This is a genomic window from Methylocaldum sp., from assembly GCF_035627495.1.
In the GTDB taxonomy this organism is placed as follows: Bacteria; Pseudomonadota; Gammaproteobacteria; order Methylococcales; family Methylococcaceae; genus Methylocaldum.
Map to the genome: position 1 here is coordinate 1 of NZ_DASPLO010000177.1, position 15,667 is coordinate 15,667.

The 15,667-nt window shown below is 55.8% G+C and carries 14 protein-coding genes; 7 read left to right on the forward strand and 7 right to left on the reverse strand.

Features of this window, described 5'->3' with window-relative positions:
* Positions 1-608: 608 nt before the first annotated feature.
* The 4 genes from VEB01_RS16235 to VEB01_RS16250 all read right to left on the reverse strand — a co-directional run bounded on the left by VEB01_RS16235 (position 609) and on the right by VEB01_RS16250 (position 4,998).
* On the reverse strand, positions 609-1,013 hold the full coding sequence (locus VEB01_RS16235; protein ID WP_324877240.1) for a hypothetical protein: 405 nt from the start codon (positions 1,011-1,013) through the stop codon (positions 609-611).
* A gap of 61 nt (positions 1,014-1,074) precedes the next feature.
* Positions 1,075-1,890 carry a 2,3,4,5-tetrahydropyridine-2,6-dicarboxylate N-succinyltransferase gene (gene dapD / locus VEB01_RS16240; RefSeq protein ID WP_324877242.1) on the reverse strand — a complete coding sequence of 272 codons (816 nt, stop codon included), beginning with the start codon at positions 1,888-1,890 and terminating at the stop codon, positions 1,075-1,077.
* A gap of 16 nt (positions 1,891-1,906) precedes the next feature.
* Positions 1,907-3,103: a succinyldiaminopimelate transaminase gene (dapC, locus tag VEB01_RS16245; RefSeq protein WP_324877244.1), complete on the reverse strand. Its 1,197-nt coding sequence runs from the start codon at positions 3,101-3,103 to the stop codon at positions 1,907-1,909.
* A 155-nt stretch (positions 3,104-3,258) separates the two neighbouring features.
* Entirely contained in the window at positions 3,259-4,998 is a 1,740-nt protein-coding gene (locus tag VEB01_RS16250; protein WP_324877246.1) for a proline--tRNA ligase, read from the reverse strand.
* Between the two features lie 183 nt (positions 4,999-5,181).
* Between VEB01_RS16250 and VEB01_RS16255 the strand changes: the two genes are divergently transcribed.
* From VEB01_RS16255 to ald, 7 genes are all read left to right on the forward strand, one after another.
* A complete protein-coding gene (locus VEB01_RS16255; protein WP_324877248.1) occupies positions 5,182-5,874 on the forward strand; it encodes an ABC transporter permease in 693 nt (230 codons plus the stop codon).
* The gene (locus VEB01_RS16260; protein ID WP_324877250.1) at positions 5,871-6,860 is read left to right on the forward strand and encodes an ABC transporter ATP-binding protein; all 990 of its coding nucleotides are present in this window, start codon (positions 5,871-5,873) and stop codon (positions 6,858-6,860) included. The genes VEB01_RS16255 and VEB01_RS16260 overlap by 4 nt, the downstream gene beginning before the upstream one ends.
* A gap of 134 nt (positions 6,861-6,994) precedes the next feature.
* Positions 6,995-7,420, forward strand: coding sequence for a secondary thiamine-phosphate synthase enzyme YjbQ (locus VEB01_RS16265; RefSeq protein WP_324877252.1), 426 nt, complete (start codon positions 6,995-6,997; stop codon positions 7,418-7,420).
* Between the two features lie 14 nt (positions 7,421-7,434).
* Positions 7,435-7,917 (forward strand): DUF411 domain-containing protein, encoded by a 483-nt coding sequence (locus VEB01_RS16270; RefSeq protein WP_324877254.1) that lies wholly within the window; start codon positions 7,435-7,437, stop codon positions 7,915-7,917.
* Positions 7,918-7,946: 29 nt separating this feature from the next.
* Positions 7,947-8,954: a glucokinase gene (glk, locus tag VEB01_RS16275; RefSeq protein WP_324877256.1), complete on the forward strand. Its 1,008-nt coding sequence runs from the start codon at positions 7,947-7,949 to the stop codon at positions 8,952-8,954.
* Positions 8,955-9,599: 645 nt separating this feature from the next.
* Positions 9,600-10,235, forward strand: a complete 636-nt coding sequence (locus tag VEB01_RS16280) for a protein-L-isoaspartate(D-aspartate) O-methyltransferase (protein WP_324877258.1) — start codon at positions 9,600-9,602, stop codon at positions 10,233-10,235.
* Between the two features lie 253 nt (positions 10,236-10,488).
* A complete protein-coding gene (ald, locus tag VEB01_RS16285; protein WP_324877260.1) occupies positions 10,489-11,595 on the forward strand; it encodes an alanine dehydrogenase in 1,107 nt (368 codons plus the stop codon).
* Between the two features lie 39 nt (positions 11,596-11,634).
* Here the strand turns inward: ald and VEB01_RS16290 are convergent, their stop codons facing one another.
* The 3 genes from VEB01_RS16290 to map all read right to left on the reverse strand — a co-directional run bounded on the left by VEB01_RS16290 (position 11,635) and on the right by map (position 15,527).
* Entirely contained in the window at positions 11,635-11,949 is a 315-nt protein-coding gene (locus tag VEB01_RS16290; protein WP_324877261.1) for a DUF6763 family protein, read from the reverse strand.
* Positions 11,950-12,094: 145 nt separating this feature from the next.
* Positions 12,095-14,758: a [protein-PII] uridylyltransferase gene (gene glnD / locus VEB01_RS16295; RefSeq protein ID WP_414675498.1), complete on the reverse strand. Its 2,664-nt coding sequence runs from the start codon at positions 14,756-14,758 to the stop codon at positions 12,095-12,097.
* Positions 14,724-15,527: a type I methionyl aminopeptidase gene (map, locus tag VEB01_RS16300; protein WP_324877262.1), complete on the reverse strand. Its 804-nt coding sequence runs from the start codon at positions 15,525-15,527 to the stop codon at positions 14,724-14,726. The genes glnD and map overlap by 35 nt, the downstream gene beginning before the upstream one ends.
* Between the last annotated feature and the right edge of the window lie 140 nt (positions 15,528-15,667).

A 15,667-nucleotide genomic window follows, 5' to 3' on the forward strand; every position in this document is an offset into this window, starting at 1 on the left:
CACCCAAAATGTCCTTGGGATCCGAATAGCCTTTGAGCAACTCGTCTAACAGGGCGTCTTGTTTGGCTGTATCACTGGTCATCTTTATTTTCCTTTTTGTCAGATTATACAAACCAATTACACAGTTCTTTTTACACCCCCAGATGATTACTTGGAAGAGGAGTCGAGTTTCTAATGGTGCTTGTTAAACTCTCTCTGTGACTTGTCGTGACGTGCGGAAACAGAAAGAAGAAAGGAGTTACACAATGAGTGAACAGCGTGCTTCCAAAGCGACTCAAACATTTAGTTCAACCGAACTCGTTGAGCGTACGCTGTGACGGCGAGGAGTTGAGGCGGCGATCTGAGGCATACCGCTGGTCAACTTTGATGCCATGCGGCAAGCATACTTCCGCGACGCCGGGGCCAAGTACAACGACGCGATCCCCTGCGCGGGCCGGGGTTTGTACCCCGCCCGAATGTTACGTGCCGATGAGCCCGGCGGCTCCCGATGCGCTGGAGACGAAGAGATCCCTCCGATCAAGGCCCACGGGGACATCTACCGGACTTTCTAATAAAAAAAGCCCCGCTCGATCCGGCGGGGCTTCGCATTTCTGGGGCTGAGCAAGCCGTTATTTAACCTTGATCAGTTCCCGCCCGTCGCTGTCAAAGTGGCAGATGCCCGCGACGAAATATTTGCAGTCCGGCGATTGCTCGACCTTGGCGCCGTCGCTGGACAGCAATATTTTCAGCGAGCAGTAGTGGGCTTCGCCTTCGGCCTGCTTTTTCAGCACCAGTTCGTTCTCGCTGACCGCCTTGGCTTCGCCCGAAATTTCGGCGGAGCACGGTTTCCGGCCTTCCTCGGCCGAACCGGTGGGCTCGAAATCGACGTCCATGCTTACGTTGACGTCGTCGCCAAGTTTGGTGACTTTAAGATGCTGGACATGATTGCCCTCACGGCGGACGTAGTGATCCGTGGCGGCGAAGGCGCTCGTGGAAACCAGCAGCGCTAGGCTCAGAAACAGGCTTTTTTTCATAGTTCTACCTCATTGTTATGTTTGAATTTTCCCGGATTGACTTGCTTATCCCCAAACTCGATTAATCGCGCAGCAGTTCGTTGATGCCCACTTTGCTGCGGGTTTTCTCATCCACGTGCTTGATGATCACTGCACAGTAAAGGCTGTGGCTTCCATCCTTTGCGGGTAGGTTCCCGGACACCACCACCGAGCCGGCCGGTATGCGTCCGTAGGTGATCTCGCCGGTCATGCGATTGTAGATCTTGGTGCTCTGGCCGATGTACACGCCCATGGAGATGACCGAGCCTTCCTCGACGATGACGCCTTCGACGACCTCCGAGCGTGCGCCGATGAAGCAGTTGTCCTCGATGATGGTGGGCGCAGCCTGCAAGGGCTCCAATACGCCGCCGATACCGACGCCGCCGGAAAGGTGCACATTCTTGCCGATCTGGGCGCAGGAACCTACGGTAGCCCAAGTGTCGACCATCGTGCCGGAATCTACGTATGCGCCGATGTTGACGAATGACGGCATCAAAACGACGCCGGGTCCGATGTAAGCGCCGCGCCGGACGGTTGCGGGCGGCACCACGCGAGCGCCGATGGCGGCGAAGTGTTCCGGCCTGAAGCCGCCGAATTTCGGTTCGACCTTGTCGAAATACTTGGTCTCACCGCCTTCCATGATCCGGTTGTCGGCGATGCGGAAAGACAGCAGCACGGCTTTTTTGAGCCATTGATTGACGACCCATTCCCCGCTTTTCTTTTCGGCGACCCGGACGCGTCCGCTGTCGAGCAGCGCTAAGGCTTCCTGCACGGCTTCACGAATCACCGCGCTGGTCGAGGACGGCGTGAGTTGGGCTCGGTCTTCAAAGGCTTCATTGATAATGTTTTCTAAGGACATGACTTTACTTTTCGATTTACAAGGATTGAACGAACTCTCGAATGCGGTGGGCAGCTTCCACGCATTCTTCCAAAGGGGCTACCAATGCCATCCGGACATGATTTTGGCCGGGATTGGCGGCATGGGCCTCGCGGGACAAGAAACTGCCAGGAAGCACGGTCAGGTTCTGCCGGGCATAAAGATCCCGCGCGAATTGCCGATCGTCGCGATGGGTGTCGGGCCAGAGATAGAAGCTGGCCGGCGGCATCGACAGGTCGAGCTGGTCCTTCAGGACCTCGTATACCGCCGAGAACTTCCGTCTATATGCGGCTCGGTTTTCCACAACATGTTTTTCGTCCTGCCAAGCCTTGATGCTCGCGTGCTGCACCGGCAGCGAGAGAGCGCAGCCGTGGTAGGTCCGATACAACTGATACTGCTTGAGGATCTCGGCATCTCCGGCTACGAAACCGGACCGCAGTCCAGGCGCATTGGAGCGCTTCGAAAGGCTATGAAACACGACGCAGCGCTTGAACTCCGTATTGCCCATGGCATGGGCAGACTGCAGCAGGCCCGGCGGCGGAGCCGATTCGTCGGCATAGAGCTCGGAATAACATTCATCCGAGGCGATGATGAAACCATACCGTTCCGACAGATTCACGAGCTTTCTGTGCGTTTCCGCGCCGATGACGGAGCCGGTGGGATTGCCGGGGGAGCAAATATAAACCAGTTGGCAACGTTGCCAAACCTTGTCCGGCACCGATTCGAAGTCCGGCAGATAGCCGGTTTCCCGAGTCGCATTGAGAAAATAGGGTTCCGCACCGGCCAGCAGGACCGCGCCTTCGTAGATCTGGTAGAAGGGGTTGGGCATCAGCACCAATGGCCGTTTCGAGGCGTCGACGACGCACTGGGCGAACGAGAACAGGGCTTCGCGGGTGCCGTTGCAGGGCAGCACATGGTGGTCCGGGTCCACGCTTTCGGCAGGCAGGGAAAACCGGCGCGACAGCCAGTCCGCGATGGTCCGGCGCAGTTCTAAGATCCCCTTGGTGGCCGGATAATTGGTCAGCCCGTGAAGGTGGGCGATCAGGCTTTCGGCGATGAAGTGCGGCGTCGGATGCTTCGGCTCTCCTATCGACAATGCGATATGAGGCTTATCACCCGGCGGGGTGATTCCTTGTTTGAGCTCCGCCAGCTTCTCGAACGGGTAGGGCTGTAGTTTTTGCAGATGAGGATTCATGCAGGGACTGTTCGGTTCCTAAGTTCAGCGCCTTACCGCTTAAAAAGCGGGGCATAGTATAAGGGCATACTGGGGAGGTTCCAACTTGCCCGATTAGGCCGCGCAATCCGTGGAGTGAAAAGTCCGGCGCCCAAAGCCTGAGCGCCGGATTGCGGCTAACCGATGCCGTTTATCCGTGCCCGTAGAAACGGCGCGACTTCCTCCAGCGGGATTTGAATCGCTTCGGCGTCCCGCCGGCCTTTGTATTCCACCTGATTCGACTCAAGCAAACGCTCGCTGATGACCACGCGGTGCGGAATGCCGATCAGCTCCAAATCGGCGAACATGACGCCAGGGCGGGCCTTGCGATCGTCGAACAACACCTCGATGCCTTCATTCCGCAGCGAATTGTATAGATGCTCGGCGGTTTCCCGCAGCCGCTCCGAGGTGTACATGTTGATCGGCGCCAGAGCGACCTGGAACGGCGCAAGCGCTTCGGGCCAAACGATCCCACGCTCGTCATGGTTCTGTTCTATGGCGGCGGCGACCACGCGCGATACGCCGATACCGTAGCAGCCCATAGTCAATACCTGGTTCTCACCGCGCTCGTTCAGCACGGTGGCCTGCATCGCTTCGCTGTATTTCGTGCCGAGCTGGAAGATGTGCCCGACTTCGATGCCGCGCGCGATGCGGAGACTCCCTTTGCCGTCGGGGCTTGGATCGCCTTCCGTCACCTTGCGGAGGTCGTAAACATGCTGGGGCGCTTGTTGGTCTCGATCCCAGTTGACGCCGGTCAGATGGAACCCTTTCTCGTTGGCGCCACAGACGAAATCGCTCATCGCCGGAACGGCGCGATCGGCGATGATCCTCACGCGCAAAGCAGCTAAGCCGATCGGGCCGATGTAGCCGGGCCGGCAGCCCATATGCGACTCGATTTCTTCCTCGGTGGCGAAGCGGAAATTTCCAAGAATTTTTTGAGCCTTGACCTCGTTAAGCTCATGATCGCCCCGCAGCAGCAACAGGCAAAATTCCTCCCATTCCCTTTTGAGCTCGCGCTTGCTGATCATCACAGCGATGGCCTTGACGATTTTTTCGGTCGGGACGTTCAAGAATTCCGCCACATCGGCAATGCTGGTCTTGCCCGGCGTCGCAATCCTCTCCTTAGGCTGGCTCGCCGGTGGACGCGGCGCGGCGGGAGCGAGGGCCTCGGCCATTTCCACGTTCGCCGCGTAATCGCTCTGGTCGGAGAAGGCGATGGCGTCTTCTCCGGAATCGGCCAGCACGTGAAACTCATGGGACATGCTGCCGCCGATGGCGCCAGTATCGGCCAGCACGGCCCGGAATTGCAGTCCCAAGCGTTCGAAGATGCGGGAGTAGGTCTCGTACATCCGGTCGTAAGTCTCCTGCAAGGATTCCTTGTCGAGATGGAACGAGTAAGCGTCTTTCATCAGGAACTCGCGCGCCCGCATAACGCCGAACCGGGGGCGGGTCTCGTCCCGGAATTTCATTTGAACCTGGTAAAAGTTGACCGGGACCTGCTTGTAGCTCTTGATCTCGTTGCGCACCAAGTCGGTGATGATTTCCTCGTGGGTGGGGCCCAGGCAGAAACCCCGCTCGTGGCGATCCTTGAACCTGCAAAGCTCTGGGCCGAACACATCCCAGCGGCCCGACTCCTGCCAAAGCTCCGCGGGTTGTACCGCCGGCATGAGCACTTCCAAAGCGCCGCTGCGGTCCATTTCCTCGCGGACTATGTGTTCCACCTTGCGGAGTACGCGCAATCCCAAAGGCAGCCAGGTGTAAAGGCCGGCGGCGAGTTTGCGGATCAGGCCGGCGCGCAGCATCAGTTTGTGGCTGACGATTTCGGCGTCGGTCGGGGTCTCTTTGATCGTGTTGAGCGGAAATTGGCTGGTGCGCATGGCGGGTGATTAATACGTCCGGATGAAAAGTAAGCCTATTGTATCGTCAGCCACGACCGACCGTCAGCGAAGATTGATCCATGTTGGCCGTGTTTTTTGACCGGATGAACGGAGTGAATGGAAAACTTGCTTATCCCATCGTGTTTTCGCAAAATTCGACCCTGCCGCCCCTGATGTCCCCTCATGGATTACTTTGCCGATTCTTTTCTTGCCGCACTCCGGTTGATTTTTCAGTTCGATCCCAAGGTTTACCAAATCGTTTGGATATCGCTCCGGATCTCGCTTACCGCAACGGTTTGCGCGGCGCTTCTCGCGGTACCGGCGGGGGTCTGGTCGGCGTCCACGGAATTTACGGGGAAGCGGCTATTGCGGCAGAGCTTGAACTCTCTGATGGCGATGCCGACGGTCATGATCGGCCTGATTTTTTACGGGCTGTTCAGCCGCCGTGGACCGTTGGGCGACTTTGGTCTCTTGTACACGCCGGCGGCCGTCATCATCGGCGAGGCCGTGCTGGTTTTTCCGCTCGTCATGAATCTTGCGATGACCGCCGTGGAGTCCGCCGATCCGCGTTTGCTGCCTACGCTGCGCTCCTTGGGGGCCAGCCGTGTGCAGCAATTCGGACTGGTTTTGTCCGAAACCCGCTTAAGTCTGCTGGTGGCGGTTGCGGCCGGCTTCGGGCGAGCTATCGGGGAAGTGGGAACCGCAATGATGCTGGGTGGAAATATCCAGGGGCTCACCCGCACCATGACCACCGCCATCGCTCTGGAGACTAATAAAGGCGAGTTCGAGCTCGGGCTGGCCTTGGGCATGATGTTGTTGCTGGTCGCCTTCTCGGTAAATTGGTTACTGCGGCCGGTTGAGAGGAGTGCCGGTTGAAACGGGCGTATTGGCTGGACCAAGTGGCTTTCGCTTATGCCGATAGGCCGGCATTGGCCATCGATCACCTGGCTATCCATGCCGGAAAGGTTACCGCGCTGATCGGGCCGAACGGGGCGGGTAAGAGCACTCTCCTCAATCTGTTCGCTTTTCTGATTTGCCCCGATGCCGGCGAAATGTATTTCTTCGGTCAGCCGGTTAGAGGCGAAGACATTCTGGCACTCAGACGCCGGGTCGGACTGGTGGCGCAAAATCCCTATTTGATTAAAGGCAGCGTAATCGACAACGTGGAGCTGGGTTTGAAGCTCCGAGGTATCGGGAAAGAGCAGCGGCGACGCAGCGCCATGGATGCATTGGAGCGAGTCGGGCTTGGTGGGTTTGGGGAACGCCCCGTCAGTGCGCTTTCGGGCGGCGAGAAGCAAAGGGTCGCTTTGGCGAGGGCGCTGGCCTCGGAGCCCGACGTGCTGTTGTTCGACGAGCCGTTTACGTACCTCGATCAAGGCGGCGTGCACTTGGTCGAGCAGGCGATCTCAAATTATGCGCGGAAAAGCGGAAAGACCGTGGTGTTCAGCACCCATGAGCGATTGCAGGGCGCGGCACTCGCCGACGAGTCCATAAGCCTTTTCGCTGGGAGGGTGGTGGGCGCGCCGCTGATCAACTTATTTCGCGGAACGCTTCGGGACGGCGTGTTCGACACCGGCAAGCTGGCCATTCAGGTGCCGCGTGCGCTGGATCAGGGTTCGTATCTCGCGGTCGACCCCGAAGAAATCGTGCTTTCTCCGAATCCCCTGAACTCCAGTCTCCGCAACTCGTTTCCCGGCCGCATCATCATGATCGCGGAAGAGGCGGGACGGGCGAGGATTACTATTGATATCGGCGAGAAACTGCACGCCCGGATCACGCTCGAATCGCTGCAAAATCTTGGCTTGGGACTGGGGAAGAACGTTTGGGTCAGTTTCAAGGCAACGGCAGTGAAAGTGTTTTAGGCGTACGCGAAAGCGCCACTGTCCGCTCAAAGCCTTAATCAAGTCAGGAAAACGCGTATTTACGCTATGCGACAGATTGGCTATGGTGCTTCGATAATTACAATCCATAAAACGTATGATCCGGCTCTAATCTAATGTGGCTGCAAAAACGAATCGCATTGAAACCGCGGCCGCGCGGTTTTCATCTAATTACCGAAGAACTGCTGGGCTTTTTGCCCGAACTGAAGAATTTCCGCGTCGGTATCGCCCATTTTTTTATTCAACATACCTCCGCGTCGCTGGTTCTCAATGAGAACGCCGATCCGAGCGTGCGGCGCGACCTGGAAACTCATCTAAGGAGTCTGGCGCCCGACGGTTCGGCCCATTACACCCATACCCTGGAAGGGGCTGACGATATGCCGGCTCACATCAAATCCTGTCTGATGGGGTCCGGCGTAACCGTTCCCGTCGGCGACGGGCGATTGTTATTGGGCACCTGGCAGGGCATCTATTTGGGCGAGCACCGCGATCAAGGCGGTTCACGCGCGGTGGTCGCCACCCTGAACGGGGAATTGTTTTAAACCTGGAGTGATCAATGAAATTTTTGCGTTTGATGCTAATGACGATACTTCTGTCGGCGTTTTCGGTCCATGCCGAGGAGAGCGTATGGGACAAAGGCATGCCGGTCCTGGATAAGCCAGTGGAGATGACGGTCTACCGCAGTCCCACCTGCGGCTGTTGCGGGAAATGGCTGGAGCATATGAAAAAACACGGCTTCACCGTGCGCGATATCAAAACCGGCGACATGGACAAGATCAAGAAAGAGCTCGGAGTGCCGGAAAATCTGCAGTCCTGCCATACGGCGCTGGTCGACGGTTATGTGATCGAGGGCCATGTTCCTGCCGCGGATGTTCAGAAATTGCTGCAAACCAAGCCCGAGTCGGCGGGCCTTGCCGTTCCCGAGATGCCCGCGGGTACGCCGGGGATGGAAATGGGCGGAAAAAAAGATCCTTTCGCCGTGCTGCTCTTCGACAAGAAGGGGAACGTCAAAAAGTTTCAGGAATACCGATTTTATTAATCTCTCCTAAGTACTACGGGAGGGCCGTCATGTTATTAGCGGGCGATGTGGGTGGAACGAAAACGATTCTGGCTTTGTATGACGGGCGCCCGGAAGGACGGCCCGCAGTACTGAGAGAGGAGACTTATCCAAGTGCGGGATATGACTCGCTTGAGGAAATTGTTAGGGATTTCTTGAGCGGCCGGGGCGAGTCATTGGACGCCGCGTGCTTCGGGGTCGCCGGCCCTGTCATCGATGGGCGCTGCCAGACGACCAATCTACCTTGGTTGATCGACGAAAAGCACCTGATGACCCTGTTGGGCATCCCCAAGGTGAAATTGCTGAACGATCTTCAAGCCATGGCCCTGGGGTTGCTCTGGCTGGGTCCGGACGAATGGATCGAGCTCAACCCACGCGCGATGCCGGCAACCGGCAACCGGGCGGTAATCGCCGCGGGTACCGGGCTGGGCCAGGCCATATTGTACTGGGATGGCCATTTCTATCACGCATTGGCGACGGAAGGGGGACATGAGGACTTTGCGCCTAATAATGCACTGGAAGACGGCCTGCTCATCTATTTGCGGAACAAATTCGGAGGGCATGTGAGTTATGAGCGGATCCTGTCAGGTCCGGGCATCGTCAATATCTACGAATATTTGCGCGACGCAGAGCATGCACCCGAATCGCCTGAATTGGCCGCTTCGATCAGCAAGGCGGACGACCCGGCGCGGGAAATCAGTACGCATGCATTACACGCGGGAAATGCGCTGTGCCGGGGAACTCTGAGCCTATTCGCGCGCATTTTTGGTGCGGAGGCCGGCAACTTGGCCTTGAAGTGTTTCGCCACAGGAGGCGTTCTGGTTGGCGGTGGCATCGCGCCGAAGATTTTGCCCGCACTGCAGGATGGTTCTTTTCTGGAAGGTTTTCGCGCCAAAGGCAGGCTTTCCGAGTTTCTCGGAACCATCCCGGTTCGCGTCGCATTAAATCCCTGCACTGGGCTGATGGGTGCGGCCGATTATGCGGCACGTATGTTGCCTGAAAGATCCCAAGGCACTTGATGGCTGAATCGTTTTGGTCCTTGTAATGCAATTATCAAATTCGCATCTCAGAATTGAGCCGATTTCTGGAGGAGGTTCATTATGCGTGTCGATGAAGTTCGCGAAATCGCCAAACGTATTGGTCTAGTGCCAGGCCGTTTGAGCAAGCGGGATCTGATTCGAAAGATCCAAGTTGTCGAAGGAAATTTCGACTGCTTCGGTACGGCTCGCGACGCTACGTGCGATCAGCACGGTTGTCTATGGCGGGAGGAATGTTTTGCACAAGCTAAGAAGGAGAATTAGGCGCTTTTTCGATAAACGATAAATTTTGGTCCAAGGAAGATTCAAGCGCGGAATCGCGCTGTTTTTTAGACGTGTCCGAACCAAGGAGAGATTGATGATTAATGCAGCAGAGCTTTTGGATATAGCCCGTCACGAGGGTATCCGAGATCTCGACTTTTTCCGCACAGAAAAACAACTCGTGTGGGCCATCCAACGAGCCAGAGGCAAAGCCGCATGTTTCTTATCCGAGAATCGCATGGAATGCAAAGATCTCGAGTGCCAGTGGCGCCGGGAATGCCTTAAGCTGGTCGCTGAGTGGCGCCGTTGACCGGGCGGCAACCTGAACAGCATTCCGATTCACGATTCGCGCAGCAGTGCTCGAATATGATTGCCTCCATCGAGGCGGAAGCCCGAGCCACCGCCTCGTATACAGGACGCAGCCGGTTTAGTCCGGCTGTGATGTCCGCTCTAGCCAAAGTGCCTCGGCATCTTTTTGTTCCTCATGAACGTCAGGACGAGGCTTACGTCAACGCCCCTTTGTCCATAGGCTGGGGACAAACCATTTCCGAGCCTTATATCGTGGCTCTGATGACCGATCTGTTGGAGCTCGATGCCCGCTCGAACGTCCTTGAGATTGGCTGTGGCTCAGGTTACCAGGTGGCGGTGTTGTCCCTGCTCGCTCGACAAGTCTATTCCGTAGAGGTGGTGGAAGAATTGGCTGATGCGGCGCGGGAAAAACTGCAACGCTTGGGTTACCCAAACGTTGAAGTTATTACCGGCGACGGCTATCACGGATGCCCGGAACATGCGCCATTCGATGGCATAATTGTTACGGCCGCTGCGCCGAAGGTTCCGCCGCCGCTCCTGGATCAGCTTAAGCCGGGCGGTCGCATGGTGATCCCGGTAGGATTGCCCTTCAGAGATCAGGAGCTTAAGCTCTTAACCAAGGGCGAGGATGGGATCATCGATTCACGATCCGTGCTTCCGGTAGCTTTCGTGCCGTTTAGGCACTCCGAGTAGACGTCTTCACAAGACGAGACTCGATAACAGCTCCGGATGATTTCTGGGCCGCTCCCCGGATTCGAGTAGTCGTCGGCTCTAAGCGCTGGATTCCTTGTTAATCGGCTATTCGACGCGAGATATGTGATTCCGAACTGAACGCGGAGGCTTCGACTACAGTTGGAGTAAGAATGCCTTTTCAAGGATGGCCTGATACATCCAAGCGTGTCCATATCCTTCAGGAATTCAAAAAATCGTAGAGTCGTATACTGCCATGAGAATCGGCGTACCTAAAGAGATCAAAAACGAAGAAAACCGTGTCGCCTTAATTCCGCGTTACACGTCGATACTCGTCGAGGCGGGGCATGAGGTTTTGGTGGAATCGAATGCGGGGCTCGGTTCGGGATTGGGAGACGACGAATATGTCCGGACAGGAGCCCGTATTTGCAATGCCGAGAACGCATGGAGCGCGGACTTGGTACTCAAAGTCAAGGAGCCGGTGGAATCCGAGTATTCATACCTCCGAGACCAGATCGTCTTCACTTTTTTTCATCTTGCCGGAGTGCCTCGTTCGCTTACCGAGACCTTGCTGGAACGCCGCACAACGGCGGTGGCTTACGAAACTCTGGAGGACAAGTTCGGTCGACTGCCGATTCTCGCGCCAATGAGCGCGGTTGCGGGTAATATGGCTGCGCTGGTCGGTGCTTATTACCTAGCGGGATTCAATGACGGTAAAGGCGTGCAGCTCGGCAAGGTTCTGGGGACGCGCCATGGGCGAGTCTTGATCGTAGGCGATGGGGTCGTAGCTTTCCATGCCGCCCAAACGGCGTGGGGACTCGGGGCTCAGGTTTCGGTTGCGGGCATGGACGAGGCCAAGGGCGAACTGATGCAGCGCGAGATTTCGGCGGATCTCGAGTTTTTTGCTTCCGAGCCGGAAGCGATCGCACGGCAGGTGCGCGAAGCTGATTTAGTCGTCGGCGCTGTATTGCGGCATGGTGCCAAGGCGGACTATGTAGTGACGGAAGATATGGTCAAGTCGATGCAGCCCGGTTCCGTCATTGTTGACGTAAGCATCGATCAGGGCGGTTGTGTGGAGACTTCGCGGCCTACCACCCATTCGGAGCCAGTCTACGAGAAGCACGGGGTCATCCATTATTGTGTAACCAACATGCCCGGCGCCTATCCCAGAACATCCACGCTCGCCTTAACGGAGGCAACGTTCCCCTATGTTCTTCGGCTTGCTAATCGGGGATTGGCGGTGTTCCGGGATGAACCCGGGCTTGGCAAGGCCGTCAACACTTATCAGGGGTATCTTACCTGTAAACCGGTGGCCGAAACTTTCGGGCTTATGGAGCGCTACAGTGCGTTTGCCGCGTTGTAACCGTCCATGAGTTGTAGGTTTCCAGGGGCTGGGTGGAAATTAATACTCGTCTTCTTCGTTTAGAAAGTCATCCAGGGTAAGGTCCCGCTGATCCGGCTCGTGTAAGTCCGGGTCCGTGTAGCCAAGGTCATCGGTCTCCACGTCGTCGAAAGGGGCGCTCCAGTCTTCAGGTGGCTCAATCGGCGCAAAAGGCGACTCGTACCAGGAAACAAAGTCGAATTCGCCGAGATCGCCGTTGAGATACTGGATTTCAATGGAGTCGTTTTCCTCGTCCAGTGCGACAACGCGAAACGATCTCCCTGTTTCGGCATCTTGATACCAGTTTTCGATCAGCGGATCTGCAACCGTTGGCATGGCTTTATCCTCCGATAATGCTTGGAAAAGGGTTTCCAAAAAGGAATGACCTATTCACCGATCGCGGGGAAGCATAGCACGAGTTTTTGACGAAAAAACGAGTTTATCGGCGCTTTTGTGTCTGAAAAGACTGCCAAAAAAGGCCTTAATTTTTTCCCACCAATGCAACGATCGCTTCGCTTAGTCGGCGTTTTTGGAGATCGCTATTCAGCGGACGATCCTGATGATCGGTGATATAGAAAATGTCCTCGGCTCTGCTGCCGATGGTGGAGATTTTCGCATTGTAGAGCCGCACTTCGCATTGCCTAAAAGCTTGGCCGACCTTCGATAAAAGACCAGGACGGTCGGTGGCTACGAGCTCCAAAATCGAATAACGGTTTTGCGGGTCGTCGTGAAAATATATCTGAGTGGGTACCGTGAAATGCTTTATCTGCCGAGGCTCGCGCCGGTGGACGCGAAGCGGAGTGGGGCTCGGTTGTAGCAGGCATTCGCGCAATCGGCGACAAATCTGGGCCTGCCGAAGATGATCATTGATCGGTTCTCCAGTCTGCTCGAGTACGTGGTAGCTGTTCAACACGTAGCCATCGGCGGAGGTAATAATCTTGGCGTCGAAAACGGTAAGTCCCAGTTGATCCAGAACCGCCGTACTGTAGGCAAATATAAGATCCTGATTTTTCGCATACAGGAAAATTTCCGCGCTACCCCTTTGACTGACCGGACGCAGCAGGGCTAGGGGTAAATCTCCCGGCTTGCAAGCGCTGATGGCTACCGTATGCCAGGCAATTTCCTCCGCCAAATAACGCAGAAAATATTCGTCATTCATCATCTGCCAGACCTTTTCGATGGTCCGTGCGCTAATCCCTAATCGTCTAAGCAGGGAAAGACTTTCCACTTTAACCGCATTAATCTTTTCCTCTTGTTCCAGCGGTTTCGTAAGTCCCCGGCGAAATGCCCAGCGTGTCGCGAGGTACAACTCCTTGAGCAGGGCGTCTTTCCACGAGTTCCATAGGCTGGGGTTGGTGGCGCGAATATCGGCTACGGTCAAGAGATACAGATAATTCAGCGTGTCTTGATCCCTGATCGCGGTAGCGAACTCATGGATGACGTCCGGATCGCTAATGTCCTTCCGTTGGGCCGTCATAGACATGAGCAGATGGTTCTGGACCAACCATTTGACCAAATCGATATCACGGCGGCCTATGCCATGGCGCTGGCAGAAGTCTTCGGCAATGGTCGCGCCGATGGTGGAATGATCGCCACCGCTACCTTTGGCGATGTCGTGCATTAAGCCCGCAATGTATAGAAGTTCCGGTTTTTCAATGATTTGAAAGATTTCGTTGCAGAGGGGGTGCTCGGCTTTGTGTTTTTCCAGAGCGAATCGCCTGAGATTGCGCACTACGAAGAGCGTATGTTCGTCCACGGTGTAAACGTGGAAGAGATCGTATTGCATGCGGCCGACTACACGGCCGAATGCCGGGAGATAGGCCGCTAGAATTCCGTAGCGGTTCATCCGACGCAATTGATGCGTGATGCCGCCCGGCTGGCGCAAAATCTCCATAAAAAGCCGGCATGCGTCGGGATTGTTGCGAAAGTCCTCGTCGATCAGGTAGAGATGCTGACGGATGAGCCGGATTGTGGCCGCGCGTATGCCCAACAAGCTGGCATTCTGCTGTAACAGGAGGAATATTTGCAGCAGCGCTAGGGGCTGTTCCCGAAATACGTTCGGGTGCAGGGCTTCGATATAGTTGTTGACTGCCTGAAAGTTGCTGTTTATCGGCAAGATAACGGCGTCTTCGTCGCTGTGTAGGGCGGCTTCCTTGAACAGTTGCAGCAACATTTCGTTCAACCGCTCCAGTCCCATGACGGTGCGGAAATAGCGCTGCATGAACTGCTCGACGGCTTGGTTGACATCCGGGTCCCGATGCCCGAATTGGCTGGCTAGCTCTTTTTGGTATTCGAACAGCAGGCGATCCTCGCAACGCCCCGTCAGGATGTGCAGAGCGAAGCGGAGCTGCCAGAGGAAGTGTTGCGCTCGCATGAGTTCACCGTACTCGCTTTCGGTGAGCCAGCCTTGCAGAAGCAGATCGTGTAGATTCAAGGCGTTATAATGGCGCTTGATAATCCAGCCGATGATTTGAATATCCCTAAGACCGCCTGGGCCTTCTTTGATGTTGGGTTCCAGATTGTAGGCGGTGTCGTGGTACTTGGCGTAGCGAGCGGCCTGTTCGGCCATTTTTGCTTCGAAAAATTCTTGGGAAGACCAGATATGCTCGGGTCCGATGCGTGTCCACAGATCTTCGAACAATGCTGGAGCACCGTGCAGCAACCGCGATTCCATGAGGTTGGTGATAACCGTCTGGTCTTGCCGGGCCTGGTCCACGCATTCTTCAACCGTGCGGACGCTTTGAGCGGGTTTAAGGCCGATGTCCCACAGTAAATTGAAAAAATCGACCAGGCCATGCCGATAGAGTTGTTCGTCCGCGCGATTAGTCTCGCTGTCTTGACACTCGAGGAGAATGAGGACGTCAATGTCGGAATATGGATGCAGTTCGCGTCGGCCGTAGCCGCCCACGGCGATAAGCGCAAGGTGTTTGGCGTCGGGGCCAAGGAAGTAGTTCCAGCATGCTCCGAGCAGTTCATCCATGAAGTCGGAACGTGCCCGAATCAGTTCTGCGGCCGGAACGCCGGCGTGGAAGCGTTCGGCTAATTCCGCATTGTTCTGTTGGATATGTTCCCTAAGCGTTCGGATGCGCTCGGAGGACGAAAGGATTTCGTCATAATCCGGCGAGTTTAAGGCGGCCGTTTTCAATCGCGTATGCCTCTTCTTGACGCAGGGTGAGAATTTCGTAGCCGCCCCCCGTAACCAGAACGGTATGTTCCCATTGTGCGGACAGACTATGGTCTTTGGTAACGGCGGTCCACCCGTCGGAAAGGATTTTTACGTAGCGCTTGCCCAGGTTGATCATGGGTTCGATAGTGAAAATCATGCCGGGTTCCAGCGCGATTCCGGTGTTGGGTTTGCCGTAATGAAGTATTTGAGGCTCTTCGTGAAATTCGAGACCGATACCGTGCCCGCAGAATTCTTGCACGACGGAATAGCCATGTGATTCCGCATGCCTCTGAATGGCGAAGCCGATATCGCCCAGTCGCGCGCCCGGACGTACTTGCTGGATTCCCAGATACATGGCTTCTTGGCAGATTTTCACCAGTCGTTTTGCTCGTATGGGCACTTCGCCGACGAGAAACATCTTGCTGGTGTCCCCGTGATAGGCATCCTTGATCACGGTGATATCGATATTGACGATATCGCCGCTCTTCAGCTTTTTCGGTCCCGGTATGCCATGGCATACCTGGTGGTTCACCGAAGTGCAGATGGACTTGGGAAAACCTCTGTAGTTCAGCGGGGCCGGAACGGCCTTTTGCACGTCGACGATATAATCGTGACAAATTTGATCCAGCTCTTCAGTTGTCGTGCCGGGAACCACGAATGGTTCGATCATTTCCAATACTTGTGCGGCGAGTCGACCAGCGACACGCATTTTCTCAATTTCAGTAGGCGTTTTAAGGGTGATGCTCATCGCGAGATTCGTTGCTTCCCATTGTGTGGCGCTCAGTCGAACGAGGAGGCGGGAACAGGGCTGGATTGTTGAATAAAGCAGGTTATGGTATAAAGCGCTGCCATTTTTGGCAATAACACACACGTATCGTCACGCCCGGC

Excerpts from the sequence above, each read along its gene's own strand:
- dapC (WP_324877244.1), bottom strand. The coding sequence starts at position 3,103 with ATGAATCCTCATCTGCAAAAACTACAGCCCTACCCGTTCGAGAAGCTG.
- VEB01_RS16235 (WP_324877240.1), bottom strand. The coding sequence starts at position 1,013 with ATGAAAAAAAGCCTGTTTCTGAGCCTAGCGCTGCTGGTTTCCACGAGC.
- dapD (WP_324877242.1), bottom strand. The coding sequence starts at position 1,890 with ATGTCCTTAGAAAACATTATCAATGAAGCCTTTGAAGACCGAGCCCAA.
- VEB01_RS16250 (WP_324877246.1), bottom strand. The coding sequence starts at position 4,998 with ATGCGCACCAGCCAATTTCCGCTCAACACGATCAAAGAGACCCCGACC.
- glk (WP_324877256.1), top strand. The coding sequence starts at position 7,947 with ATGTTATTAGCGGGCGATGTGGGTGGAACGAAAACGATTCTGGCTTTG.
- VEB01_RS16265 (WP_324877252.1), top strand. The coding sequence starts at position 6,995 with ATGTGGCTGCAAAAACGAATCGCATTGAAACCGCGGCCGCGCGGTTTT.
- VEB01_RS16290 (WP_324877261.1), bottom strand. The coding sequence starts at position 11,949 with ATGCCAACGGTTGCAGATCCGCTGATCGAAAACTGGTATCAAGATGCC.
- ald (WP_324877260.1), top strand. The coding sequence starts at position 10,489 with ATGAGAATCGGCGTACCTAAAGAGATCAAAAACGAAGAAAACCGTGTC.
- map (WP_324877262.1), bottom strand. The coding sequence starts at position 15,527 with ATGAGCATCACCCTTAAAACGCCTACTGAAATTGAGAAAATGCGTGTC.
- VEB01_RS16280 (WP_324877258.1), top strand. The coding sequence starts at position 9,600 with ATGATTGCCTCCATCGAGGCGGAAGCCCGAGCCACCGCCTCGTATACA.
- VEB01_RS16255 (WP_324877248.1), top strand. The coding sequence starts at position 5,182 with ATGGATTACTTTGCCGATTCTTTTCTTGCCGCACTCCGGTTGATTTTT.
- VEB01_RS16270 (WP_324877254.1), top strand. The coding sequence starts at position 7,435 with ATGAAATTTTTGCGTTTGATGCTAATGACGATACTTCTGTCGGCGTTT.